This is a genomic window from Thauera aminoaromatica (assembly GCF_000021765.1).
GTDB lineage: Bacteria > Pseudomonadota > Gammaproteobacteria > Burkholderiales > Rhodocyclaceae > Thauera > Thauera aminoaromatica.
In genome coordinates this window covers 2,697,277-2,719,396 of sequence record NC_011662.2, presented here as the reverse complement: position 1 = coordinate 2,719,396, position 22,120 = coordinate 2,697,277, and the positions used below count along the sequence as shown (strand labels likewise).

Here is a 22,120-nt window from a genome sequence, read left to right as displayed (position 1 = left end):
GCTCAGCGTCCGCCCTGGCCACCGAAGTCGACCCGGGGCGGCGCCGAGATCGCGGCCTCGTCGGCCACCGTGAAGCCGGGTTTGGGCTGGTAGCCGAACACCATCGCAGTGAGGTTGGACGGGAAGCTGCGCGCCAGCACGTTGTATTGCTGGACGGCGTCGATGTAGCGGTTGCGCGCCACGGTGACGCGGTTCTCGGTGCCCTCGAGCTGTACGCGCAGGTCCTGGAAGCCCTGGTTCGCCTTGAGGTCGGGGTAGTTCTCGGCGACCGCGAGCAGACGCGACAGCGCGCTGCCGAGCTGGCCCTGGGCCTGCTGGAAGCGCTCCAGCGCCTGCGGGTCGTCGAGCATTCCGGGGGTGACCTGGATCGATGTGGCGCGGGCGCGCGCCTCGATCACGCGGGTCAGCGTCTCCTGCTCGAAGGCGGCTTCGCCCTTGACCGTCTCGACCAGGTTGGGGATGAGATCGGCGCGGCGCTGGTACTGGTTGAGCACCTCCGACCACGCGGCGCGGGTCTGTTCGTCGAGGCGCTGGAAGTCGTTGTAACCGCAGCCGGACAGGGTCAGCGAGGCGGCGAGGACGAGCGGTAGCGCGAGGCGGCCGAGGTGACGGAAAGGCCGACGAGCGGGGCGGGAATCCATTTCGCTTCTCCGGAAGATGCCGGTGGAAAGATCTTCACTCTAGCAGTGCGCACGGGGTTTTTGTCCTTGCTCAAGGATTCCGCCTGCGCGCGGTACTAGGATTCGCGAGCTGCGATTCCGGCCGCAGGTTCGAGACCGGACCCCCAATGGAAGATCCAAGATGTCCGATAACGCTGTTCACCCCTTCGATGCGCGCGGCGTTGCCAAGCGCTTCCGCCATGCCGCCATCTTCGGTGCGCTCGAGTCGCTCGAGGACGGCGAGGTCATGCGCTTCGTCAACGACCACGATCCGCTGCCGCTGCTGAACCAGATCCAGCAACGCTACGGCAACCAGGTCGGCATCCACTACGTCGCCCGCGAGCCGGGCAACATCGTCATCGACTTCACCATCCAGCTCGGCGCTCCGGCTGCGGTGGGGGCGCCCGCTGCCGCGGTCGCCGGTGGCGGCGGTTGCGGCGGCGGTGGCGGCCACGGCTGCTGCTCCTAAGCCTTTCCGTACTTGCGGAAGACCGCGCGGGCATCGGCCTGCGCGCGTTCCAGGGTGCATATCGACGGATCGTCGTCGTGCCCGCTGAAGAACCCGTCCTCCTGGGCGGCCATCACCAGCTTGATGGCCGCCTTTTCGCTCTGGTCGTAGCGCTCGTATAAAAGCGTGGCGACCTCGTCCAGGTGTTGCTCGTAAGTCATCGGCATCGCTCGCTCCCTTAGCGCATGGTGACGAATTCTTCGGCGCTGGTCGGGTGGATCGCGACCGTGTCGTCGAAGTCCGCCTTGCGCGCGCCCATCTTCACCGCCACCGCGAAGCCCTGCAGCATCTCGTCGGCGCCGTCGCCGATCACGTGGGCGCCGACGATGCGCTCGTCCGCGCCGACGCAGACCAGCTTCATCGAGGTCTTCGGACGGTGCTCGGTGAGCGCGTTGTACATGGCGGTGAAGCGCGTGCTGTAGACCTTCACGTCGGCGAAGCGCTTGCGCGCCTCTTCCTCGGTGAGGCCGACGGTGCCGATGGCCGGGTGGCTGAACACCACGGTGGGGATGTTCTCGTAGTCCAGCTTGCTGTCGGACCCGCCGCGGAACAGGCGCAGCGCAAGCCGGCGACCCGCCGCGATCGCCACCGGGGTGAGCTCGGCGCGGCCGGTGATGTCGCCGATCGCGTAGATGCCGGGCACGTTGGTGTTCTGGAACGCGTCGGTGGGGATCGTACCCTTGGCGTCGGCCTCGATGCCGGCCGCGGCGAGTTGCAGGCGGTCGGTGTTGGGCTGGCGGCCTGTGGCCCACACCAGCGCGTCCACCTCGAGGCTGCCGGCCTCGCCGCAGTCGACGAGCAGGCTGCCGTCGGCCTGGCGCCGCAGCGCGCGCGCCCGGGTGCCGAAGCGAAGCGCGATGCCGTCCTCCTGCATCTGCGCGGCGAGTTCGTCGCGCAGCATGGCGTCGAAGGGGCGCAGCAGGCGATCGCCGCGCACGAGCATGGAGACCTCGCTGCCCAGGCCGTGGAAAACGCCGGCCAGCTCCACCGCGATGTATCCCGCGCCGACCACGGCGACGCGACGCGGCTGCGCCTCGAGGGCGAAGAAGCCGTCCGAATCGATGCCGAGCTCGGCGCCGGGCAGGTCGGGCAGGGCGGGGCGGCCGCCGGTGGAGATCACGATGTGGGGTGCGGTGAAGCGCTCGCCTTCGACCTCGACCACCCGCGGGCCGGAGAAGCGTGCGAAGCCGCGCTTCAGCTCGACGCCGGACTTGTCCAGCATGCCGGCGTAGATGCCGTTGAGGCGCTCGACGTAGGCATCGCGACGCTGCTTGAGCGTGGCCCAGTCGAAGCGCCCGGCGACCTCCGCGAAGCCGTATCCGGGGGCATCGCGCAGCGCCTGCGCGATGCCCGAGGCGTACCACATCACCTTCTTGGGCACGCAACCGACGTTGACGCAGGTGCCGCCGAGGCGGGCGGCCTCGATCAGCAGCACGCGCGCACCGTATTCCGCGGCGCGGCGGGCGGTGGCGACGCCACCGCTGCCGCCGCCGATGGCGATCAGGTCGTATTCCTTCATGGGTTCTCCCTTTCCGTGGGCGGCTGGCGGCCGCCTCGTTGTCGCGCTTGGTGGGGCGCGGCGCTCACAGCGCCTTCTCGATTGCCGCGATCACCTCGGGGGCGTCGGGCTTGGTGCGGCTGCCGAAGGCCGCCACCACGCGGCCGTTGCGGTCGATCACGTACTTGTGGAAGTTCCACTCCGGCGCCGCCGACTGGCGTGCGATCTCGCGGAACAAGGGATGCGCTTCGGTGCCGGTGACGTGGATCGGCGCGTACATGTCGAAGGTGACGCCGAAGTTCTGGAAGCAGACCTCGGCGGTCTCGGCCTCGTCGGCAGCCTCCTGGCGGAAGTCGTCGGACGGAAAGCCGGCGACCTTGAGCCCGCGCGCCTTGTAGCGCTGGTGCACCGCCTCGAGCTCGCGGAACTGCCGCGTGAAGCCGCAGTGGCTGGCGGTGTTGACCACCAGCACGGGCTGGCCGGCGTAGCGGTCTGCGAGCCGCACCGACTCGTCGGCGTGCAGACGGCGCAGGCTGTGGTCGTAGAGGCGCGTCGTCGCATCGTCGGCAGCGCCGGCGTTGGGGGCGAGGGTGGCGAGCAGAACGGCGGGGGCGAGGGCACGGGCAAGACGGGCGAAGGACATGATCGGTCTCCTGGCAGGAACGGCAAGCGGTGGACCGGGCGATGCGCGATCGGTTCGCCTTGTGGGCGTGGCACGCGCAGCGAGGCACCGGACCCGCCTCGTGGCGGATCCGCGCCGGGGCTCAGAGGCGGCTGAGATCCTCGATCGCATCGACCACCATCCCGGTGCCGACACTGATCAGCAGGATGTCGGCGGCGACGCGGACGAAGCGATGACCTTCGGGCGGCATGCCGAGGCGTAGCACGATGTCGCCCGGCGCGTCGTACCACACCACGTCGCGCGGCAGCGGCGCGCCGATGCGCCACTTCTTCGCCTGTCCCGGCGGCATGCAGCCGTTGCCCTTCTTTGCCAGTCCGGGTGGGCAGTCGCCGGCACGGAAGCGGTCGCCGTAATACTGACGCACCACCTCGCGGTGACGGTCGGAGAAGTAGGCCGAAACGCGCGGCGACGAGCCGGCGCGGTCGGTGCGATGTTCGCGGTCGCGGTCCTGCTCGCGGCCGCGCGCCTGGCCACCGTCGCGGTCTCCACCGCGCCCGCGCGTCTCGTCGCCACGCACGTCCCGATTGCCCTGCTCGCTGCGTTTGTCGGGGCGCTTGTCGCCGCGTTCCTGGGGACCGCCGTGATCGGGTTTGCCGCCCTGGACGCGATCGGGTTTGCCGCCGCCGGCCCCGTCCGGCTTGTCGGCGAAGGCCGGGCCGGCGAGGAGCGCGGCGACGATCAGGCCGGCGGTGGCCTTGTGGCGAAGTTTGCCGATGTTCATCTTGTTCTCCCTTGTCGTTTGTGCCGTGGGGCGCGCGGGGGCGGCCAGCCGGCGAGGAACATCCCGCCGGCGACCCGTGCCTGCAGGATAGATCGCCACGGACGCGGCCCGCACGACGGCTTACCTCTTGTCACCAGCCGTCGATCCCGGATGCAAATGTGCGCTGCGTCGGACCGCAGACGCTTACAGCAGCGCCACGGCGTCCTTCTCGCCGCGCTCGTACACCACGTTGGCACGGCCTACCAGCAAGGGATCGAGCGGGCCGATGAGGGAGACATCCTTGTTGGCATAGGGCAGCTTGTGCAGCACGTAGCGCAGCGCGTTGAGGCGCGCTCGCTTCTTGCAGTCGGACTTGACTACGGTCCATGGCGCGTCGGCGGTGTCGGTGTAGAAGAACATCGCCTCCTTGGCCTTGGTGTATTCGTCCCACTTGTCGAGCGAGGCGAGGTCGATCGGCGACAGCTTCCACTGCTTGAGCGGGTGCGACTCGCGCTCCTTGAAGCGGCGACGCTGCTCCTCGCGGCTCACCGAGAACCAGAACTTGATCAGGTGGATGCCGCTGCGCACCAGGTTGCGCTCGAACTCGGGGACCTGGCGCATGAATTCGTTGTACTCGTCGGGCGTGCAGAAGCCCATGACGCGCTCGACGCCGGCGCGGTTGTACCAGGAGCGGTCGAACAGCACGATCTCGCCGGCGGTGGGCAGGTGCTGGATGTAGCGCTGGAAGTACCATTGGCCGCGCTCGAGCTCGGAGGGCTTCTCCAGCGCCACCACGCGCGCGCCGCGCGGGTTGAGGTGCTCCATGAAGCGCTTGATCGTGCCGCCCTTGCCGGCTGCGTCACGGCCCTCGAAAAGGATCACCACGCGCTGACCGGTCTCCTTGACCCAGGCCTGCAGCTTGAGCAACTCGACCTGCAGGCGGTACTTCTGCTTTTCGTAGGCCTTGCGCGACATCAGGTTGCGGTAGGGGTAGCCGCCCTTGCGCCAGTCGGGCGAGAGCTCGTCGTCCGGATGGGCGCCCGGCGCCTGCGGCAGGTCGGCGCGCATCAGCGCGCGGCGCAGCATGTGGATGTCGTCGGGCGAGGCGCCGTCGAGGATGGCCTCGAGCGCGTCCTCCCTTTTGGCCTGCGGATCCGCAGCCGCTCGGGCCAGGATGTCCTTGACCGCGACGAGCTTGGAGTCCTGCGCGGCGTCGATCGCCTGCTCGATCTCGAAGGCCTCGATGCCCGTGCTGCTGAAATCGGGCGCGGTGTCGCCGGCCGCGATCGGACGTGCGGGGCCGGCGGCCTTGGACTTCGCGCGCGCGGCGCCCGCGTCCTTGGCGCGCGGAGCCGTGCGCGGCTTCTTGCTGCGGGTGGAGGCGGTGTCCACTACGGGGACGGTTTCCTCGGTCTTGTTCATGATGACGCTTCTCCCTTGTCTGCACGAATTCTAATCCCGTGCCTTCCGCAGGGCACGCCCGTCGTGGGGTGCGACGGGTAGAATCGCGGACTCCGCCCGCGGCCGGGCGTGGCCCGGCAAAACGCAATCCGTTCTCGATCATGCCGCTGACCAAAGAAACCCGTTCCCTGCTCGACATGGCCTACCGTGTCGGCGCCCCCCGCTTCCACGAACTCGCGGTGGCGCAGGCGCGTCATTCGGCGCAGAAGCTGCACTTCGCCTTCCGGCCCGAGGCGCCGGCGGTGGCCTCCACCGCCGAGGTGCCGATCCCGCGCCCCGACACCTCGGCGCTGCTCGCCCGCCTGTACCGGCCCTTCGGCAGCCATATGGACGACCGTCTGCCGCTGGTGATCTTCGCGCACGGTGGAGGCTGGTGCATCGGCGACGTGGCGAGCTACGACGTGGCCTGCCGCGAACTCGCCAACGGCTCGGGTTGCGCGGTGCTGTCGGTGGAGTACCGGCTCGCGCCCGAGCATCCTTTCCCCGCCGCGCCCGAGGACATGCGCCTGGCCTTCGATTGGTCGGTCGACAACGCCGACCTGCTCGGCATCGACCCGGCGCGCATCGCCCTCGCCGGCGACAGCGCCGGGGGCAACCTGGCGATCGTCACCGCGCTCGCCCTGCGCGCGGCCGAGGTGAAGCCGGCCTTCCTGCTGCTGATCTACCCGAGCACCGAGATCCGCAGCGCGCGGCCCTCGCGCGAGCGCTACGCCGAGGGCTTCTTCCTCGATCGTGAGTCGCTGCAGTGGTTCTTCGAGCGCTACCTGCCCGGCGTCGATACCGAGGACTGGCGGGCGTCGCCGATGCGCGCGGCCTCGCTCGCCGGGCTGCCGCCGATGCAGGTGATCTGCGCGGAATGCGATCCGCTGGTGGACGACTGCCTGGCGTTCGTCGAGCGCGTGCGCAGCGAAGGCGGCGAGGTGGCGCTGCGTGTCTTCGAGGGCGTGGTGCATGGCTTCTACACCCTGGGCAAGCTCATCCCGGAGGCGCGCGAGGCCGTGGCGCTGTCGGCCGCGGCCTTGCGCTCCCACCTCGCGGAGTGCGCGCAGTCCTGAGCGGATCCGGCAGGCGGGCGTCCGCCGGGAACGGCCGGCCGCGGTGTTCAGCCGCAGGCGGCGGAGATCAGCTCCTGACGGCTGGCGCGGGCTTCGGACATCAGGGTGTCGAAGCCGTCGCGATCGAGTCCGTCCGCCACGCTCGCTTCGAGCAGTTCGCCGCGCTGGCGGCTGCCGAGCAGGGTGTCGAAGGGGTTGGGCGATTCGGCCGCGAGGGTGGCGAGGAAGACCACGTCGCCGAGCTCGGCCGGCGGCCACTCGGTGTTGGCGAAGGGGTCGGCGGCGCAGGCCGTGATGATGCGCTCGGGCATCTCCAGGGCTTCGAGCACGGCGTCGCGCACCGGCTCGTCCCAGGTGGTGACCACCTCGGCGAAGCGGCCCATGTCCCCTTCCAGCGCCGGGTAGCGCGCCGCGCGCGCAAGCAGGTAGAACTGGCCGATGTCGAGCATCAGGCCGGCGAGCATCGCGGCATCGGGGTCGGGGCGCTTGAGGTGGTGTGCGAAGGCGCAGGACCACGCCGCCACGTCGATCGAGTGCATCCACAGGCCGCTGGCGATCAGGCGCATCTGGCGCGAGCGGTGGTCGCGCGCGAGCTGCTCGGCGGCGACCGCGAAGGCGAGGCAGCGCAGCGTGGACAGGCCGATGCGCTGGATCGCATCGCTCAGGCTGGTGATCTGGCCGCGGTAGGGGTTCAGCGTCAGCGTGTTCGCCATGCGGATGACCTTGGCCGCAAGCAGGGGCTCGGTCTGCACCGCGCCCGCGATCTGCGCGAGGGAGGTCTCCGGGGCGTCAGCCAGCTTCTGGACGCGCACCGACAGGTCGAATACGGTGGGAAAGCTCGTCACGCCTTCGCGCAGCTCCTGCTGCACCTGTTCGGCGAAGGCTTCGAATTGGGTGTCGAAAGAGCTCATGGGCCGGTTCCGTTCGTGTGATCGTCGCAGTCTATGCGCATGCTGGCCGGCGTGCGCGTGCATATCCCACGAACGACCGTCGCTTCAGGGCTGGGTGAGGCGGACGTGGCCGTTCTCCAGCGCCTCGACCTGGGCGAGCGTGCACACCGGCACGCCGAGGGCCTCGATGGCGGCGTGGCCGTGCTTGAAGCGCTTCTCGACGATGAAGCTCGCGCACAGCACCTCGGCGCCGGCCTCGCGCGCCATCTCGACCAGGGCCACCGCGGTGCGGCCGTTGGAGAGGAAATCGTCGACGATGACGACGCGGTCGGTGGGCACGATGTAGCGCTGCGACAGCACGAGCTTGGTCTCGCCGCCCTTGGTGGGCGAGGGGATCACGCGCGCGATCGCGGGGGATTCGACCTCGGGCGCGTACTTCTTCGCATACACCAGCGGCACGTCGAGGGCCTGGGCGACCACCAGTCCGGGGGCGATGCCGCTGGCCTCGGCGGTGAGCACCACGCTGGGTTCGAAGCGTGCCAGGCGCTTCGCGAGCTCCTGGCCCATCTCGGTGATGAAGCTGGGTTCGATGCGGTGGTTGAGGAAGTGGTCGATCTTGAGGATCTGGTCGCCGATGACGGTGGCTTCGGCTTCGATACGGCGCACGAGCGGGCCGTAGGGGCGGATGAGGTCGGGATCGGGAAGCATGCGCGGGTCCGTAAACGGGAACGCCCCCGGGCCGGGGGCAGGACGGGCGGATTCTAGCCGAAGGCAGCGTGCTTGACCTCCAAGCCTCGCGCTCGATCGTGACCGCGGCTTCGATCCGGTGGCGGCGCCGGGCGGCCGCTCGCGGCCCGTCGCCGGCTCGCGCTCCCGCGGCGAGGGGCTTGGGTGCACGGCACGCGTGCTCGGGCCAGGTCGACGGCGCGTGCGGCTCGGCCCGCGGCCTTTCGGGCTAGAATCGCCCCCGTTCCCGATCTGCGAAAACCATGAACGACGAAGACTACATGCGCGCTGCGCTCGAGCAGGCGCGCGCGGCCGGGGCCGCGGACGAGGTGCCGGTGGGCGCGGTGGTGGTGTGCGGGGGCGAGATCGTCGGCCGCGGCTTCAACCAACCGATCGGGCGCCACGACCCTACCGCGCACGCCGAGATCATGGCGCTGCGCGACGCCGCGGCGCACCTCGGCAACTACCGCCTGCCCGGCTGCGAGCTCTACGTCACCCTGGAGCCCTGCGCGATGTGCTCGGGTGCGATCATGCACGCCCGCATCGCGCGCGTGGTGTTCGGTGCGCGCGACCCCAAGACCGGTGTCGCCGGCAGCGTGCTCGATCTCTTCGCCGAGCCGCGCCTCAACCATCACGCCACCATCGAGGGCGGACTGCTCGCCGACGAGTGCGGGCGCATGTTGTCGAGCTTCTTCGCCGCCCGCCGCGGGCGCACGCTGGTGGCCTGAATGCACCTCCGCGTGGACCTCGGTCGGCAGTGCCTGGAGCTCTTCGGCGCCGACGGCGCCTGCATCCGCCGCTACGCGGTGTCGACCGGCGAACGCGGTGCGGGCGAGCGCAGCGGCAGCCTGTGCACGCCGCGCGGCCGCCACCGTATCCGTGCGCGCATCGGCGCGGGTGCACCGGCGGGTGCGGTGTTCCGCGGGCGCAGGCCGACCGGCGAGGTGTGGACGGCGGAGTTCGCGGCCGCCCACCCGGGGCGCGACTGGATCCTGTCGCGCATCCTGTGGCTGTGCGGCGAGGAGCCTGGGCGCAACCGCGGTGGCGAGGTCGACACCATGCGGCGCTACATCTACCTGCACGGCACCGGCGACGACCAGCCCATGGGCGTTGCGCGCTCGCACGGCTGCGTGCGCATGCGCAACCACGACATCATCGAGCTGTTCGAGCTCGTGCCGGCGGGCACGGTGGTGGAGATCGTCGAATGAAGGGCGTGCGGATCGAGGTGGTGGGCTGGGACGAGGCCGAGGCGCGGGTGATGCCGGTGCGTACCGGGGTCTTCGTGGTGGAGCAGGGCGTGCCCGAGGAGATCGAGCGTGACGCCTTCGACGCGGTGTGCCGGCACGCGATCGCGCACGATGCCGAGGGACGGGTGATCGCCACCGGGCGCCTGCTGCCCGACGGTCACATCGGCCGCATGGCGGTGCTGCGTGAGGCGCGCGGCGCCGGGGTGGGCGGTGCGGTGCTGCAGGCGCTGATCGCCGAGGCGGCGCGGCGCGGGCTGAACGAAGTCGCGCTCAATGCGCAGACCCACGCGCTCGACTTCTACCTGCGCCACGGCTTCGAGCCGGTGGGCGAGGTCTTCATGGAAGCGGGCATTCCCCACCGCGCGATGCGGCGGCCGGTGTAGCGGCCGCGCACGCGAGCGCATTGCGCGCGGCGTTCAGGTCGTGCCGGCGCCGAACGCGTGCTCGACCCGGCTGCGCAGTTCCCCATCGGCGTCCCAGGTCCATTCGACGAGGCGGGTACGGCCCTTGCGATCGCGCAGCACCACGCTGCTGCAGCGCGTGCCGTAGCCGGGTGCGCGGATGAAGGCGGGCGACAGCCAGCGCTCCCACTCCAGGCTTACGCCGGTCGCGGGCAGGTGCGGGTCGGGCGCGGGCGCGGGGTCGCGCAGCAGGCCGAGGAGGCCGGCGACGAGCGCATCCTCCGTCGCCGCGGCCGGGCCTGACGTCGGCAGCGCCTCGAGCTTGCCGGCGAGTGCTGCGCGCGTCTTCACCAGCTTGGGCCAGGGGCTGTCGAGCAAGTGGTTGGACAGGCCGTAGTATCCCGGCTCCAGCATGCGCAGCCCGCCGGTGGTGCTCTCGAGCACGCCGAGCCGGTCGGCGTCGCCCACCAGCAGGTTGAAGGCGGCGTAGTTGCCCGCGCTCGCCTGCACGGCCTGCAGCGTGGCGGGCGCCGGGCGGACATCCTCGAGCGCCTCGCGCACCAGGGCGCCGCGCGAGGGCGCGCCGGCGATGTGGCGGCTGGGGTCGCGGTAGTTGGTCAACGCGGCGAAGCGGCCGCCGCGCGTAAGGCCCATCCAGGTGCCGCCGGCCTCGAGGTCGCGGCCGGCGAGCAGCTCGGGTGCGTCCACCCACCAATGCGCGGGCGCGGCGGGGCGCGCAAGATATTCGTCGCGGTTGGCCGCGACCACCAGCGGATAGTCGGGATGCGCCTGCCAGGCGAAGACGATCAGGCACATGGCTACGCGCCTCGGCGAGTACGACCAGGCCCCCGGGCCCGGTCGCGGTGCCCGTCAGGCGAGCGCATACGGCAGGTCGAGCAGGTCTGCGCGCGGCCCGTCGGGCGCGCCGACACGGATCTCGCCGGCTTCCGCGCTGCTCGACTGGATCACCGCGAGCGCCTCGACGCCACCGTCGGCGGTCGGTGCGACGTTGACCAGCTTGCCGGCGGACTGCTCGCCGAAGTCGGGCGCATAGACGTCGGTGCCGGGCGCGGCCGTGCTGCCGGCGGGCAGGGCGAGGCGGTAGGTGCGCTTCTTGAGCTTGCCGAGGTACTGGGTGCGCGCGACGATCTCCTGGCCCGGATAGCAGCCCTTGTGGAAGTCCACCCCGCCGATGAGCTCGTAGTTGAGCATCTGGGCGACGAACTCTTCCTGGGTGGGCGCGGTGACCAGCGCCAGGCCGGCGCGGATCATGCCGAGCTGCCAGGCCGCGGTGCCGGCACGCAGCGCGCCGGCGGCGACGAGCGCGTCGAACAGCGCCGGGGCGGCGTCGGTGGCGACGGCGAGCACCAGGCGCTGCGCGCCGAGGCGGATGCAGCGCACGCCCGCGGCCGATACCGCCTGGCGCATGTCCTCGGCGGGCAGCGCGGCGCCTGCCGCCTGCGCGATCGCCACGGCCTGCGGACCGGCGAGGCCGATCAGCGCGACCTCGGCGCTGGCGTCGGCGAGCTTGACCTTGCTGCGCAGCACGTACATCGAGAACTTCTTCAGGAACGCGGGCAGGATGTCTGCCGAGAGCGCGAGCGCATGGCCGCCCTCCTCGGTCCACACCAGGAAGCTGGCGATCATCCGCCCCTTGGGCGAATTGAAGCTGTTCCACGCCGCGGTGTCGGCTTCCATGTGCTTGACGTCGTTCGACACCAGGTTGTGCAGGAAGGCGGCGGAGTCCGGGCCCTGCGAGCGGATCGTGCCCAGGTGCAGCAGCGGCACCGCGATGGTGGCGGTCTCGGTCGCGCGCGCTTCGTCGGCGGGCGAGGCGAAGGCGATGGAGCGGGCGGTTTCGTCGAGCGTGGCGCCCATGCGGGCGAGGTGTTCGGTCCAGGCAGTCATGGTCTCGGTTCGGGCAGTCTCGGAAGGGATTCGGGGGCGCGCCGCAGGAGGGGGAGGGCACGTGCTGCGGTATTATAGGCGCCCTCCCCGTGGCGGTCGCCCCTCGCGCCGACAGGGATTTAGCCGGCTCTTCCCCCTCCGATGAAGCGTTTTCTCCCCCGCCTGCTCCTGCTGCTCGCCGTGCTTGCCATCCTTGCCGCGATGATCGCGGCGACGGGCTGGTGGTATGCGCACCGGCCGCTCGCGCTCGCCGCCGAGCGGGTGGATTTCACCGTGGCCCGCGGCATGGGCATGCGCCAGGCCGCCGCCGCCATCGAGCGCGCCGGCGTGGGCGTGGATGCGCGCCTGCTCGCGCTGCTCGCGCGTCTGACGAAGCGCGACGCCCGCATCAAGGCCGGCAGCTACGAGGTGCACGCCGGCATCACGCCCTGGCAGCTCATCCTCAAGCTCTCCGACGGCGACGTCACGCAGGGCGAGCTGTTGCTGGTCGAGGGCTGGACCTTCCGCCAGGTGCGCCAGGCGCTGGAGTCCCATCCGGATCTGGAAGCCGACACCGCCGGGCTGGGCGAGGCGGAGATCCTCGCGCGCATCGGCGCGAGCGCGCAGAACGCCGAGGGCCTCTTCTTCCCCGATACCTATCTGTTCGACAAGCGCTCGGGCGCGCTCGCCGTGCTGCGACGCGCGCACGAGGCCATGCAGGCCCGCCTCGACAAGGCCTGGGCCGAGCGCGACCCGGCCACGCCGCTGGCCTCGCCCTACGAGGCGCTGATCCTCGCCTCGATCGTCGAGAAGGAGACCGGCCGCCCCGAGGACCGCGCCCTGGTCGCCTCGGTGTTCGCCAACCGGCTGCGCATCGGCATGCGTCTGCAGACCGACCCCACGGTGATCTACGGCCTCGGCCCCGAGTTCGACGGCCGCCTGCGCCGGGCGCATCTCGATGCCGACCACCCGTGGAACACCTACACCCGTGCCGGCCTGCCGCCGACGCCGATCGCGATGCCGGGCGAGGCCGCGCTGCGCGCTGCGCTCAAACCCGAGAAGAGCGACTTCCTTTATTTCGTCGCGCGCGGCGACGGCAGCAGCGAGTTTTCGCGCGACCTCGCGGCGCACAATCGCGCCGTCGATAAATACATCCGCAACGGAGGTGGGGGATGAGCCGGATGCCGCCGCGCCTGCCCGAAACCGACATGATCGAGAACGCACCCTCCGCCGTGCCCGCGAGCGCAGCCGCGCCCGCCCGCGGCCGCTTCATCACCTTCGAAGGCATCGACGGTGCCGGCAAGAGCAGCCAGATCGCCGCCGTGGTGGCGTTGCTGCAGGCCGCAGGCCGCGACGTCGACCAGACCCGCGAGCCCGGCGGCACGGCGCTCGGAGAACGCCTGCGCGAGCTGCTGCTGCATGAGCCGATGCACCTCGAGACCGAGGCCATGCTGATGTTCGCCGCGCGCCGCGAGCACCTCGCCGCGCGCATCGAGCCCGCGCTCGCCGCCGGGCGCTGGGTGGTGTGCGACCGCTTCTCCGACGCCACCTTCGCCTATCAGGTGGGGGGGCGCGGGCTCGACCGCGCCAAGTTCGACGCGCTCGAGGCCTGGGTGCATCCCGGCCTGCAGCCCGACCTCACCCTGGTGTTCGACCTCGATCCGGCGCTCGCCGCCGCGCGCGTCGCCTCCACCGGGGTCGACCCCGACCGCTTCGAGCGCGAGCAGCGCGACTTCTTCGAGCGCGTGCGCGCCGCCTACCTCGAACGCGCCCGCCTGGCGCCGCTGCGCATTTGCGTGATCGATGCCGCGCGCTCGCCGGAGGCGATCCGCGCCGACATCGAGCGCGTCGTGCGCGAGCGCTTCTTCTCATGATCCACCCCTGGCTGCAATCGACGTGGACGCGGCTCGTCGAGCTGGGCGAACGCCTGCCGCACGCGCTGCTCTTCGTCGGCCCCGCAGGCCTGGGCAAGCGCGCGCTCGCCGAGGCGCTGGCGGCGCGCCTGCTGTGCGACGCCCCCGGCGCCGACGGCCACGCCTGCGGGCAATGCGAGCCCTGCCTGTGGCGGCTCTCGGGCAACCACCCCGACCTCCACAGAGTCGTGCCCGAGGCCGAGACCGCCGCGGCGGAGGGCGAGGGCGACGGCGAGGCGCCCGGCAAGGCGGCCTCCACGCAGATCCGCATCGACCAGGTCCGCGCGCTGCAGGGCGCGCTCGCCGTCACCGGCCACCATGGCTCGCGCCGCGTCGTGCTGCTCGATCCGGCCGAGGCGATGAACGGCGTCACCGCCAACGCGCTGCTCAAGCTGCTTGAGGAGCCACCAGAGGGCTGCATCTTCGTGCTCGTGTCCTCCGCGCCGCGCATCCTGCTGCCCACCATCCGCAGCCGCTGCCAGCAGTGGCATTTCAGCCGTCCCGACGCAGCTGCGCTGGCGCGCTGGGGCGCGCATGCCGCCGCCGATGCGCGTGCGCTGCTGGCGCTGGGCGGCGGCATGCCGCTCGCCGCCGAGCGCCTCGCGCAGGGTGGCGGCGCGGCGATGCACGCGCGCTTCGTGCGCGATATCGCCGGCCTGCAAGGCGCCGACGCGCTGCGCCTGGCCGGGCAGTGGGAGGCCTGGCTGCGCTCGAAGGATGCGCTCGCCGCCGGCTTCGGCCTGCCCGAGCTCACCGACTGGATGCAGCGCTGGGTGAGCGACCTCGCCGCGCTGCGCCTGGGTGGCCGGGTGCGCTTCTTCCCCGCGCAGGAGGGCGTGCTCGCCGCGCTGGCCAGCCGCATGAGCGTGGCCGCGGCGAGCGCCTGCTACAATGAAGTCGCCCAGATCCGCAAGGTGTCGCGCCATCCGCTGAGCCTGCGGCTGGTGCTGGAGGACATGCTGATGCGCTACGCCCGTGCCGTCGCCGGAGCCCGAGGATGACCCAAGCCGTTCGACCAGCGGTCAGCCGCCCGAGCGTGCTGTCGCTCAACATCAGCTCCAAGTCGGCGCTCTACGCGGCCTACATGCCCTTCCTGGCCAACGGCGGGATCTTCGTGCCCACGCCCAAGAGCTACAAGCTGGGCGACGAGGTCTTCATGCTGCTGCAGCTCATGGACGACGCCACCCGCCATCCGGTCGCGGGCACCGTGGTGTGGATCACGCCGGACGGCGCGCAGGGCGGCAAGACCCAGGGCATCGGCGTGCAGTTCTCGCCCGACGAGTCCAGTCGGGTGCTGCGCGACCGCATCGAGAAGGTGCTCGCCGGCCATCTCGGCTCGAGCCGGCCCACGCACACGCTCTGAGCGCGCCGGCAAGGGCAGGGCCCGCTTCGCGTCGCGCGCTGCCGAGTTCAACAACGCCGACTTCATCAAACCATTCCAGGACCCGGATGTTCGTCGATTCACACTGTCATCTCGATTTTCCCGGCCTCGCCGAGCGCGAGGACGAGATCCTCGCCACCATGGCGGCCAACGGCGTCGGCACCGCGCTGTGCATCGGCGTACGGCTGGAGGAATTCCCGCGTGTGCGTGAGCTCGCCGAGCGCCACGCCCACCTGTGGGCCTCGGTCGGCGTGCATCCGGACAATGCCGATTGCGAGGAGCCGGACGTCGCCCGCCTCGTCGCGCTCGCGGACCACCCGCGCGTGGTGGCGATCGGCGAGACCGGGCTGGACTACCACTGGCACAAGGACGCGCCCGAGTGGCAGCGTGAGCGCTTTCGGGTGCACATCCGCGCGGCGCGTGCGACGGGCAAGCCGCTGGTCGTCCACACCCGCAACGCCGCCGCGGACACCCTGCGCCTGATGCGCGAGGAGGGGGCCGGCGAGGCCGGCGGAGTGATGCACTGCTTCACCGAGAGCTGGGAGGTGGCCGAGGCCGCGCTCGAGCTCGGCTTCTACATCTCGTTTTCCGGCATCGTGAGCTTCCGCAACGCGAAGGAGCTCAAGGAGGTCGCCCGCCGCGTGCCGCTCGAGCGCCTGCTGATCGAGACCGATTCCCCCTATCTCGCCCCGGTGCCGCACCGCGGCAAGACCAACGAGCCCGGCTGGGTCGTGCATGTCGCCGAGGAGATCGCCCGCCTGCGCGAGCTCCCGCTGGCGCAGGTCGAGCAAGCCACCACCGACAACTTCTTCCGTCTCTTCCGCCATGCACAAAGACCTGCCTGATCTCCGCACGCCCTCCCGCACTCCGGTACATGGGCTGCGCCGCCTCGTTCTCGCCGCGGCCTTCGTCGCCGGCGGCCTGGCTTCGCATGCCGCGCTCGCCGCCACCCTCGACGACGCGCTCTCCGCCGCCAGCATGGGCGACGCGAAGGAACTCGTCAGCCTGATCCAGCGCGGCCTCGACCCCGATACCGTCGACGCGCAGGGCAACACCTTGCTCATCCTCGCCGCGCGCGAGGGCCACACCGCGGCCGTGGAGGCGCTGGCGAAGAACCGCGCCCGCCTCGACTACCGCAACCCGGCGGGCGACTCCGCGCTGATGCTGGCCGTGCTGCGCGGCCACGAGGACGCCGCACGCGCGCTCATCAAGGCCGGCGCCGTGGTTGCGCACGACGGCTGGGCGCCGCTGCACTACGCCGCCTTCGAGGGCCGCGACGAGCTGATCGCGGACATCCTCGCCGCCGGCGCCGACGTCAATGCACCCGCGCCCAACAAGGCCACGCCGCTGATGCTGGCGGCGCGCAACGGCCACATCGACGTGGTCCGCCGCCTGCTCGCGCTGCCACAGACCGATCTCAACGCGCTCAACGACGCCGGCCTTTCGGCCGACGCCTGGGCGCTGCAGAACAACAACACCGACATCGCCGAACTGATCCAGGCCGAGCGCAAGCGCCGCGGCATCCGTCCGCCGGCGATGAAGATCACGATCGAATGATTCCCCATCCGGGCGGCCGTCGCGCCGCCTGCGGTCCAATCCATCAGGAAACGAAATGAGCAGCCTGCCCAGGTGCCCCGCCTGCAATTCCGAATACACCTACGAGGACGGCGACAACTTCGTCTGCCCCGAATGCGCCCACGAATGGCCGAAGCTCGCAGCAGCCGAGGCCACCGAGGCGCACAAGGTGTGGAAGGACGCCAACGGAAACGTGCTTCAGGACGGCGACAGCGTCACCGTGATCAAGGACCTCAAGGTCAAGGGCTCGTCCCTGGTCGTCAAGGTCGGCACCAAGGTGAAGAACATCCGCCTGGTCGAGGGCGACCACGACATCGACTGCAAGATCGACGGCATTGGCGCGATGAAGCTGAAGTCGGAGTTCGTGAAGAAGAATTGAGCGGTCGTCAGGAAACGCTCCGCAACCGCGCCGGTTCTGTAGGAGCGACGCAAGTCGCGATCGCACGGCACGGTGGTGAGGGGCGTGGGCGAGCGCGGAGACGTCGCAATCGCGACTTGCGTCGCTCCTACTGCGCTTGCCCGGGTGCGCATCACCGAGCCGCTCGAGATGCTCCGCGGCGCACCCCGGGGCACGGTCGGCAAGCACGCCGGTTTTGTAGGAGCGACGCGAGTCGCGATCGCACGGCGCGGCTGCGATGGGCGTGGGTGAGAGGCGTGGGTGAGGGCGGAGACGCTGCAATCGCGATTTGCGTCGCTCCTGCAGCGCGCCACGGACACAACGCGCATGCGCCCATGCCCTCAGACCGCGCTCAGTCGCGGAACTTCGGCGGCTGCTTGGTCAGGCCGGCGCGGATCGCCGCCTGCAGGTCCTCCGACAGCAGCATCGCGGCGTTCCAGGTGGCGACGCGGTCGAGACCGTCGGCGACGCTGTGGTCGCGGGCGTGGTTGAGCATGTCCTTGGTGCCGCGGATCGCCAGCGGCGACTTGGCGGCGATGGCTTGCGCGAGCTGCATCACCCCCTCCATCAGGGCCTCGGGCGTGTCGAAGACCCGATTCACCAGGCCGATCCGCCCGGCCTCCGCGCCGTCCACCCGGCGCCCGGTGTAGGCGAGCTCGCGCACCATGCCTTCGCCGATCAGGCGTGGCAGGCGCTGCAGGCTGCCGACGTCGGCGACCATGCCGAGGTCGACCTCCTTGACCGAGAAATACGTCCCCGCCGCGCAGTAGCGCATGTCGGCGCAGGCCACCAGGTCCACGCCGCCGCCCACGCAGGCGCCGTGGATGGCGGCGAGCACCGGCTTGCGGCAGCGCTCCAGGCTGGTGAGCGTGTCCTGCAGGTCGAGGATCAGGTTGCGCAGGTTCTCGCGCGTGCGCGCCTCGCAGGCGTCCTTCACCATGGGCAGGATGCCCATCATCATCTGCAGGTCGATGCCGGCGCAGAAGTTGGCGCCGGCGCCGTGCAGCACCGCCACGCGCACCGCGGGCGTGCGATCCACCCACTGCATCGCGGCGCGCAGGTCCTGCCACATCTGCAGGTTCATCGCGTTGGCCTTGTCGGGGCGGTTCAGCGTCACCAGCGCGACCTGGCCATCGAGGCCGATGCGCAGGGTGTCGAACTGCGGCAGGGGGATGCCGGCGCTGCCGGGAGAGGCGGGGAGCTGGCCGGCGAGCAGTGCAGGGGCGGATGCCGCCTTCTCGATCCTGGCCGCCAGCTCGATGCCCTGCTTGATCGCGCGCTTGGCGTCGAGCTCGGCGGCCACGTCCGCGCCGCCGATCAGATGCACCCGCATGCCGGCCTCGACCAGCGCGGCCTGCAGCTCGCGCTGCGGCTCCTGGCCGGTGCACAGGATCACGTTGTCGACCGCCAGCACCTCGTCCTTGCCGCCGATGCTCACGTGCAGGCCGGCGTCATCGATGCGGCGGTAGGTGACGCCCGCGATCATCCGCACGCCGCGGTTCTTCAGCGCGGTGCGGTGGATCCAGCCGGTGGTCTTGCCCAGGCCCTCTCCGACCTTGCTCGCCTTGCGCTGCAGCAGCACGATCTCGCGCGGCGCGGTTTCGAGCTGGGGGCGGGTGAGCCCGCCGCGGTTCGCATAGCGCGCGTCGATGCCCCATTCGGCGTAGAACTTCGCCGGCGCGAGGCTGGGGCTGATCCCCTCGTGGCTCAGGTACTCCGCGACGTCGAAGCCGATGCCGCCCGCGCCCAGGATGGCGACGCGACGGCCGACGGGCTTGCTGTCCCGCAGCACGTCGAGGTAGCCGAGCACCTTGGGATGATCCACGCCCTCGATCTCCGGCACGCGCGGCACGATGCCGGTGGCGAGCACGACCTCGTCGAACTTCCCGGCCAGCTCGGCGGCCGAGACGCGGGTGTTCAGCTTCAGCGCGACCCCGGTCTGTTCGATGCGGCGCCCGAAGTAGCGCAGGGTCTCGGCGAATTCCTCCTTGCCCGGGATCTGCATCGCGATGTTGAACTGCCCGCCGATGCGCGCCCCGGCCTCGAACAGCACGACCTTGTGCCCGCGCTCGGCGGCGGTGGTGGCGAAGGCCAGGCCCGCCGGGCCGGCGCCGACCACCGCGATCCTGCGCGGGGCCGTGGTCGGCTCGATCACCAGCTCGGTCTCGTGGCAGGCGCGCGGGTTCACCAGGCAGGAGGTGATCTTGCCGGCGAAGGTATGGTCCAGGCAGGCCTGGTTGCAGGCGATGCAGGTGTTGATGTCGGCGCCACGGCCTTCCGCAGCCTTGCGCACGAAGTCCGGGTCGGCCAGGAAAGGCCGCGCCATCGACACCATGTCGGCCTTGCCCTCGGCGAGGATGCTCTCGGCGATTTCGGGCGTGTTGATGCGGTTGGTGGCGATCAGCGGGATGCCGACATGGTCCTTGAGTTTCTGCGTCACCCAGGCGAAACCGGCGCGCGGCACGCAGGTGGCGATGGTGGGGATGCGCGCCTCGTGCCAGCCGATGCCGCTGTTGATCAGCGTGGCGCCGGCGGCCTCGATCGCCTGCGCGAGCTGCACCACCTCCTCGAAGGTGGAGCCGTCCTCGACCAGGTCGAGCAGCGACAGGCGGAAGATGAGGATGAACTCGCGCCCGAGGCGCGCGCGCGTGCGGCGCACGATCTCGGTGGCGAAGCGGATGCGGTTCTCGAAGGCGCCGCCCCATGCGTCCGTGCGCTTGTTGGTATGGGCGACGATGAACTCGTTGATCAGGTAGCCCTCGGAGCCCATGATCTCGACGCCGTCGTAGCCGCCTTCGCGGGCGAGTTCGGCGCAGCGTACGAAGTCCTCGATCGTGCGCTCGACGTCGGCGGCGGACAGTTCCCGCGGCACGAAGGGCGCGATCGGGGCCTGGATCGGGCTGGGTGCGACCTGCTCGGGGTGATAGGCGTAGCGGCCGAAGTGCAGGATCTGCAGGGCGATCTTTCCACCCTCGCGATGCACCGCGTCGGTGATCACGCGATGGCGTGCGGCCTCCTCGGAAGTCGTCAGCGTGGCGCCGCCGCTCCACGGCCGGCCCTCGAGGTTGGGGGCGATGCCGCCGGTCACGATCAGCCCCACCCCGCCGCGCACGCGCTCGGCGTAGAACGCGGCCATGCGCTCGAAGCCACCCTCGGCCTCTTCCAGGCCGACATGCATCGAGCCCATCAGGAAGCGGTTGGGCAGGGTGGTGAAGCCGAGGTCCAGGGGACGGAACAGGTTCGGGTAGGTGGCCATCGTCTCGCTCGCGGATTTTTATCGGGGCTGGTCGCATGGCCGGGCGGCAGGGGAGGGTCTGCCCCGCGCGCGGGAGAGGGGAGGGAGAGACGCGCGGGGCAGGGGCAGGCCTGCGCCGCCCACCGGCCGTCCGACTATGCAACCAGTTGCAGGACTGTAGAAGATTCGCGCCAACTATGCAACGCGTTGCATGCTCCTGCTGCGCGCGGCTAGACTTCGTGCATGTCGCTCGCCCATGCCCTGCTCACCTCGCTGCTCGAACAACCCTCGTCCGGCTACGAGCTCGCACGGCGTTTCGACAAGTCCATCGGCCACTTCTGGCAGGCCACGCATCAGCAGATCTACCGCGAGCTCGGCCGCATGGAGAAGGCGGGGTGGATCCGCTCCGACGCCAACCCCGACGCCGGCCGCACCCGCAAGCGCAGCTACAGCGTGCTGCCCACCGGGCGCGACGAGCTGATGCGCTGGGCCGCCGAGGCCTCGCCCTTGCCCGAGTTGCGCGACGAGTTCATGGTCCGCCTGCGCGCCGACGCGGTCACCGGGCCGCTCGGCCTGCTGCCCGAACTCGATCGCCGTCGCGCGCTCCACGCCGACAAGCTGCGCGCCTATCGCGCCATCGAGGCGCGCGACTTTCCCGCCGAGGTCGAGCCCACCCGCCAGCGGCGCATCCACCACCTCATCCTGAAGGCCGGCATCCAGTACGAGCAGGGCTGGATCGCCTGGTACGACGAAGCCATCGGCGTGCTGGGGGAATGAGCGCCGCGCGGCGGACGCGCGTCGCTCAGGGCTGCACGCCGCTGCGCAGCATGTCGACCATCGCGTCGGCGATCTCGCGCGGCGAGCGCTTGCCCTCTCGGTACCAGAGATAGACCCAGTTCATCCCGCCCAGCAGGAACAGGCGCAGCAGCGAGCGATCGGTTCCCGCGCGCAGGGGCAGGGCGTCGATCAGTGTCTTGAACACGGTCTCGTAGGCGGCACGATGGGGACGGATCTCGTTGAGCAGCTCGTCGTTCTGCGCGGTCGCCAGGTTGCTCCCCGCCAGGCGATCCACCGAGGTGCCCCCAACGATGCCTTCGACGTGGGCTTCGCAGGCGCGCCGCAGGCATTCCCAGGGATCGCCACCGCTCGCGGCCGCTTCACGGACGCGCTCGAGCGTGTGCTCGAAGCCCTCGCGATGAACGGCGAGGAAGAGCTCGCGCTTGGACGGGAAGTAGTGATAGACCGAGCCGGGCAGCAGGCCGACGTTGCGTGCGATGTCGCGGATCGAGGTGCGGTCGTAGCCCTCTGCGGAGAACAGGCGTGCAGCTGCATCCAGGATCAGCCGGCGGCGCTCGGTCGGCTCCTGCTCTTTGCCCGCTCCGTCCTCCGCCTGCTCGCCGCGCGCCAGGCGCTCGGTGAGCAGGCCGCGCTCGAGCAGGCGGCGCTGCGCCTCCGTCAGTGCCTCCGCGCCCCTGCCTTCCTCCAGCGCGTGCAGGCGCTTCACCGCAGTCTCGAGGCCGTGCTTCTGCCAGAGGTAGCGCACGCCCGAGGGCGAGATCCGCAGGCCTTCGCTGCGGAGCCGTTCCGCCACCGCGACCTGGCCGAGCTCGGGCGCCTCGCGCGCGAGCTGGAGGATCGCGGCCTCCGTGTCGGTCATGGGCGCCATTGCGGCGCCGTCGGGTCGTGCTGCGTTCATGGGGGTTTCGTTTCGGGTCGTGTCTCTCATCCGGAGCGGATTTTCCGCCGCATCGCAGCGAAAAGCGAGCTCAACGCGCGGCTTCGTGGCCCTGGGGGACGGCTGGATGTTCCGGTAGATGATGCCCGAAGGTCAATCGAAAAAGTAATTGAACAAGTGTTTGACAAGGTAGTTAGTCAAGCGATATCTTGCGCACAGCCTAGAAGAGC

25 protein-coding genes are annotated in these 22,120 nt (G+C 70.7%); 13 read left to right on the top strand and 12 right to left on the bottom strand.

Annotated features, from left to right (window positions below; all coding sequences use genetic code 11):
• Positions 1-2: 2 nt before the first annotated feature.
• The gene (locus TMZ1T_RS11995) at positions 3-641 is read right to left on the bottom strand and encodes a LemA family protein (RefSeq protein WP_004323016.1); all 639 of its coding nucleotides are present in this window, start codon (positions 639-641) and stop codon (positions 3-5) included.
• 160 nt (positions 642-801) lie between these two features.
• On the opposite strand from TMZ1T_RS11995, the gene TMZ1T_RS11990 reads away from it, so the two are divergent.
• On the top strand, positions 802-1,128 hold the full coding sequence (locus tag TMZ1T_RS11990) for a DUF2249 domain-containing protein (RefSeq protein ID WP_004323015.1): 327 nt from the start codon (positions 802-804) through the stop codon (positions 1,126-1,128).
• Here TMZ1T_RS11990 and TMZ1T_RS11985 read toward each other — a convergent pair.
• From TMZ1T_RS11985 to ppk2, 5 genes are all read right to left on the bottom strand, one after another.
• Positions 1,125-1,334 carry a hypothetical protein gene (locus tag TMZ1T_RS11985; protein WP_004323014.1) on the bottom strand — a complete coding sequence of 70 codons (210 nt, stop codon included), beginning with the start codon at positions 1,332-1,334 and terminating at the stop codon, positions 1,125-1,127. The two genes, TMZ1T_RS11990 and TMZ1T_RS11985, sit on opposite strands and share 4 nt — an antisense overlap.
• 11 nt (positions 1,335-1,345) lie before the next feature.
• Positions 1,346-2,686 (bottom strand): glutathione-disulfide reductase, encoded by a 1,341-nt coding sequence (gene gorA, locus TMZ1T_RS11980; protein WP_004323013.1) that lies wholly within the window; start codon positions 2,684-2,686, stop codon positions 1,346-1,348.
• 64 nt (positions 2,687-2,750) lie between these two features.
• Complete coding sequence (locus TMZ1T_RS11975; RefSeq protein WP_004323012.1) at positions 2,751-3,308, bottom strand: glutathione peroxidase; 558 nt, start codon at positions 3,306-3,308, stop codon at positions 2,751-2,753.
• A gap of 121 nt (positions 3,309-3,429) precedes the next feature.
• Positions 3,430-4,068, bottom strand: a complete 639-nt coding sequence (locus TMZ1T_RS11970) for a hypothetical protein (RefSeq protein ID WP_004323011.1) — start codon at positions 4,066-4,068, stop codon at positions 3,430-3,432.
• 183 nt (positions 4,069-4,251) lie between these two features.
• The gene (gene ppk2 / locus TMZ1T_RS11965) at positions 4,252-5,469 is read right to left on the bottom strand and encodes a polyphosphate kinase 2 (protein ID WP_012585538.1); all 1,218 of its coding nucleotides are present in this window, start codon (positions 5,467-5,469) and stop codon (positions 4,252-4,254) included.
• Positions 5,470-5,609: 140 nt separating this feature from the next.
• Here ppk2 and TMZ1T_RS11960 point away from each other — a divergent pair, with 140 nt between their 5' ends.
• Entirely contained in the window at positions 5,610-6,563 is a 954-nt protein-coding gene (locus tag TMZ1T_RS11960) for an alpha/beta hydrolase (RefSeq protein ID WP_012585537.1), read from the top strand.
• A 47-nt stretch (positions 6,564-6,610) separates the two neighbouring features.
• Here the strand turns inward: TMZ1T_RS11960 and TMZ1T_RS11955 are convergent, their stop codons facing one another.
• Entirely contained in the window at positions 6,611-7,474 is an 864-nt protein-coding gene (locus tag TMZ1T_RS11955; protein WP_004323005.1) for an HDOD domain-containing protein, read from the bottom strand.
• Between the two features lie 84 nt (positions 7,475-7,558).
• Complete coding sequence (gene xpt, locus TMZ1T_RS11950) at positions 7,559-8,161, bottom strand: xanthine phosphoribosyltransferase (protein ID WP_004323003.1); 603 nt, start codon at positions 8,159-8,161, stop codon at positions 7,559-7,561.
• Positions 8,162-8,442: 281 nt separating this feature from the next.
• Here xpt and tadA point away from each other — a divergent pair, with 281 nt between their 5' ends.
• From tadA to TMZ1T_RS11935, 3 genes are read left to right on the top strand one after another with little or no spacing between them, the layout of a single operon-like run.
• Entirely contained in the window at positions 8,443-8,907 is a 465-nt protein-coding gene (tadA, locus tag TMZ1T_RS11945; protein ID WP_004327619.1) for a tRNA adenosine(34) deaminase TadA, read from the top strand.
• Positions 8,908-9,387 (top strand): L,D-transpeptidase, encoded by a 480-nt coding sequence (locus tag TMZ1T_RS11940; protein WP_004327621.1) that lies wholly within the window; start codon positions 8,908-8,910, stop codon positions 9,385-9,387.
• Positions 9,384-9,809 (top strand): GNAT family N-acetyltransferase, encoded by a 426-nt coding sequence (locus TMZ1T_RS11935; protein ID WP_004327623.1) that lies wholly within the window; start codon positions 9,384-9,386, stop codon positions 9,807-9,809. Before TMZ1T_RS11940 ends, TMZ1T_RS11935 begins: the two co-directional genes overlap by 4 nt.
• Before the next feature lie 33 nt (positions 9,810-9,842).
• On the opposite strand, the gene TMZ1T_RS11930 is transcribed toward TMZ1T_RS11935, so the two are convergent.
• Together TMZ1T_RS11930 and ygfZ are read right to left on the bottom strand one after the other, a co-directional pair.
• A complete protein-coding gene (locus TMZ1T_RS11930; protein WP_004327625.1) occupies positions 9,843-10,643 on the bottom strand; it encodes an NRDE family protein in 801 nt (266 codons plus the stop codon).
• Positions 10,644-10,697: 54 nt separating this feature from the next.
• The gene (gene ygfZ, locus TMZ1T_RS11925; RefSeq protein ID WP_012585536.1) at positions 10,698-11,735 is read right to left on the bottom strand and encodes a CAF17-like 4Fe-4S cluster assembly/insertion protein YgfZ; all 1,038 of its coding nucleotides are present in this window, start codon (positions 11,733-11,735) and stop codon (positions 10,698-10,700) included.
• A gap of 141 nt (positions 11,736-11,876) precedes the next feature.
• On the opposite strand from ygfZ, the gene mltG reads away from it, so the two are divergent.
• From mltG to TMZ1T_RS11890, 7 genes are all read left to right on the top strand, one after another.
• On the top strand, positions 11,877-12,890 hold the full coding sequence (gene mltG / locus TMZ1T_RS11920; RefSeq protein ID WP_004327765.1) for an endolytic transglycosylase MltG: 1,014 nt from the start codon (positions 11,877-11,879) through the stop codon (positions 12,888-12,890).
• Positions 12,887-13,588 (top strand): dTMP kinase, encoded by a 702-nt coding sequence (gene tmk, locus TMZ1T_RS11915; protein ID WP_004327763.1) that lies wholly within the window; start codon positions 12,887-12,889, stop codon positions 13,586-13,588. The genes mltG and tmk overlap by 4 nt, the downstream gene beginning before the upstream one ends.
• A complete protein-coding gene (gene holB / locus TMZ1T_RS11910; protein ID WP_012585535.1) occupies positions 13,585-14,628 on the top strand; it encodes a DNA polymerase III subunit delta' in 1,044 nt (347 codons plus the stop codon). The genes tmk and holB overlap by 4 nt, the downstream gene beginning before the upstream one ends.
• Positions 14,625-14,990 (top strand): PilZ domain-containing protein, encoded by a 366-nt coding sequence (locus tag TMZ1T_RS11905; protein ID WP_004306137.1) that lies wholly within the window; start codon positions 14,625-14,627, stop codon positions 14,988-14,990. Before holB ends, TMZ1T_RS11905 begins: the two co-directional genes overlap by 4 nt.
• A gap of 86 nt (positions 14,991-15,076) precedes the next feature.
• Positions 15,077-15,853: a TatD family hydrolase gene (locus TMZ1T_RS11900; protein WP_004306138.1), complete on the top strand. Its 777-nt coding sequence runs from the start codon at positions 15,077-15,079 to the stop codon at positions 15,851-15,853.
• Positions 15,834-16,565, top strand: coding sequence for an ankyrin repeat domain-containing protein (locus TMZ1T_RS11895; RefSeq protein ID WP_004306140.1), 732 nt, complete (start codon positions 15,834-15,836; stop codon positions 16,563-16,565). The genes TMZ1T_RS11900 and TMZ1T_RS11895 overlap by 20 nt, the downstream gene beginning before the upstream one ends.
• A 55-nt stretch (positions 16,566-16,620) precedes the next feature.
• Positions 16,621-16,962, top strand: a complete 342-nt coding sequence (locus TMZ1T_RS11890; RefSeq protein ID WP_004306142.1) for a zinc ribbon domain-containing protein YjdM — start codon at positions 16,621-16,623, stop codon at positions 16,960-16,962.
• Positions 16,963-17,332: 370 nt separating this feature from the next.
• On the opposite strand, the gene TMZ1T_RS11885 is transcribed toward TMZ1T_RS11890, so the two are convergent.
• On the bottom strand, positions 17,333-20,236 hold the full coding sequence (locus TMZ1T_RS11885; RefSeq protein ID WP_012585534.1) for a crotonase/enoyl-CoA hydratase family protein: 2,904 nt from the start codon (positions 20,234-20,236) through the stop codon (positions 17,333-17,335).
• A gap of 222 nt (positions 20,237-20,458) precedes the next feature.
• Here TMZ1T_RS11885 and TMZ1T_RS11880 point away from each other — a divergent pair, with 222 nt between their 5' ends.
• Positions 20,459-20,992, top strand: coding sequence for a PadR family transcriptional regulator (locus TMZ1T_RS11880; protein ID WP_012585533.1), 534 nt, complete (start codon positions 20,459-20,461; stop codon positions 20,990-20,992).
• 25 nt (positions 20,993-21,017) lie between these two features.
• Here the strand turns inward: TMZ1T_RS11880 and TMZ1T_RS11875 are convergent, their stop codons facing one another.
• Positions 21,018-21,911, bottom strand: coding sequence for a TetR/AcrR family transcriptional regulator (locus tag TMZ1T_RS11875; protein ID WP_144312164.1), 894 nt, complete (start codon positions 21,909-21,911; stop codon positions 21,018-21,020).
• Between the last annotated feature and the right edge of the window lie 209 nt (positions 21,912-22,120).

Coding starts and splice junctions, on each gene's coding strand:
- TMZ1T_RS11995 (WP_004323016.1), bottom strand. CDS start 641: ATGGATTCCCGCCCCGCTCGTCGGCCTTTCCGTCACCTCGGCCGCCTC.
- TMZ1T_RS11990 (WP_004323015.1), top strand. CDS start 802: ATGTCCGATAACGCTGTTCACCCCTTCGATGCGCGCGGCGTTGCCAAG.
- TMZ1T_RS11985 (WP_004323014.1), bottom strand. CDS start 1,334: ATGCCGATGACTTACGAGCAACACCTGGACGAGGTCGCCACGCTTTTA.
- gorA (WP_004323013.1), bottom strand. CDS start 2,686: ATGAAGGAATACGACCTGATCGCCATCGGCGGCGGCAGCGGTGGCGTC.
- TMZ1T_RS11975 (WP_004323012.1), bottom strand. CDS start 3,308: ATGTCCTTCGCCCGTCTTGCCCGTGCCCTCGCCCCCGCCGTTCTGCTC.
- TMZ1T_RS11970 (WP_004323011.1), bottom strand. CDS start 4,068: ATGAACATCGGCAAACTTCGCCACAAGGCCACCGCCGGCCTGATCGTC.
- ppk2 (WP_012585538.1), bottom strand. CDS start 5,469: ATGAACAAGACCGAGGAAACCGTCCCCGTAGTGGACACCGCCTCCACC.
- TMZ1T_RS11960 (WP_012585537.1), top strand. CDS start 5,610: ATGCCGCTGACCAAAGAAACCCGTTCCCTGCTCGACATGGCCTACCGT.
- TMZ1T_RS11955 (WP_004323005.1), bottom strand. CDS start 7,474: ATGAGCTCTTTCGACACCCAATTCGAAGCCTTCGCCGAACAGGTGCAG.
- xpt (WP_004323003.1), bottom strand. CDS start 8,161: ATGCTTCCCGATCCCGACCTCATCCGCCCCTACGGCCCGCTCGTGCGC.
- tadA (WP_004327619.1), top strand. CDS start 8,443: ATGAACGACGAAGACTACATGCGCGCTGCGCTCGAGCAGGCGCGCGCG.
- TMZ1T_RS11940 (WP_004327621.1), top strand. CDS start 8,908: ATGCACCTCCGCGTGGACCTCGGTCGGCAGTGCCTGGAGCTCTTCGGC.
- TMZ1T_RS11935 (WP_004327623.1), top strand. CDS start 9,384: ATGAAGGGCGTGCGGATCGAGGTGGTGGGCTGGGACGAGGCCGAGGCG.
- TMZ1T_RS11930 (WP_004327625.1), bottom strand. CDS start 10,643: ATGTGCCTGATCGTCTTCGCCTGGCAGGCGCATCCCGACTATCCGCTG.
- ygfZ (WP_012585536.1), bottom strand. CDS start 11,735: ATGACTGCCTGGACCGAACACCTCGCCCGCATGGGCGCCACGCTCGAC.
- mltG (WP_004327765.1), top strand. CDS start 11,877: ATGAAGCGTTTTCTCCCCCGCCTGCTCCTGCTGCTCGCCGTGCTTGCC.
- tmk (WP_004327763.1), top strand. CDS start 12,887: ATGAGCCGGATGCCGCCGCGCCTGCCCGAAACCGACATGATCGAGAAC.
- holB (WP_012585535.1), top strand. CDS start 13,585: ATGATCCACCCCTGGCTGCAATCGACGTGGACGCGGCTCGTCGAGCTG.
- TMZ1T_RS11905 (WP_004306137.1), top strand. CDS start 14,625: ATGACCCAAGCCGTTCGACCAGCGGTCAGCCGCCCGAGCGTGCTGTCG.
- TMZ1T_RS11900 (WP_004306138.1), top strand. CDS start 15,077: ATGTTCGTCGATTCACACTGTCATCTCGATTTTCCCGGCCTCGCCGAG.
- TMZ1T_RS11895 (WP_004306140.1), top strand. CDS start 15,834: ATGCACAAAGACCTGCCTGATCTCCGCACGCCCTCCCGCACTCCGGTA.
- TMZ1T_RS11890 (WP_004306142.1), top strand. CDS start 16,621: ATGAGCAGCCTGCCCAGGTGCCCCGCCTGCAATTCCGAATACACCTAC.
- TMZ1T_RS11885 (WP_012585534.1), bottom strand. CDS start 20,236: ATGGCCACCTACCCGAACCTGTTCCGTCCCCTGGACCTCGGCTTCACC.
- TMZ1T_RS11880 (WP_012585533.1), top strand. CDS start 20,459: ATGTCGCTCGCCCATGCCCTGCTCACCTCGCTGCTCGAACAACCCTCG.
- TMZ1T_RS11875 (WP_144312164.1), bottom strand. CDS start 21,911: ATGAACGCAGCACGACCCGACGGCGCCGCAATGGCGCCCATGACCGAC.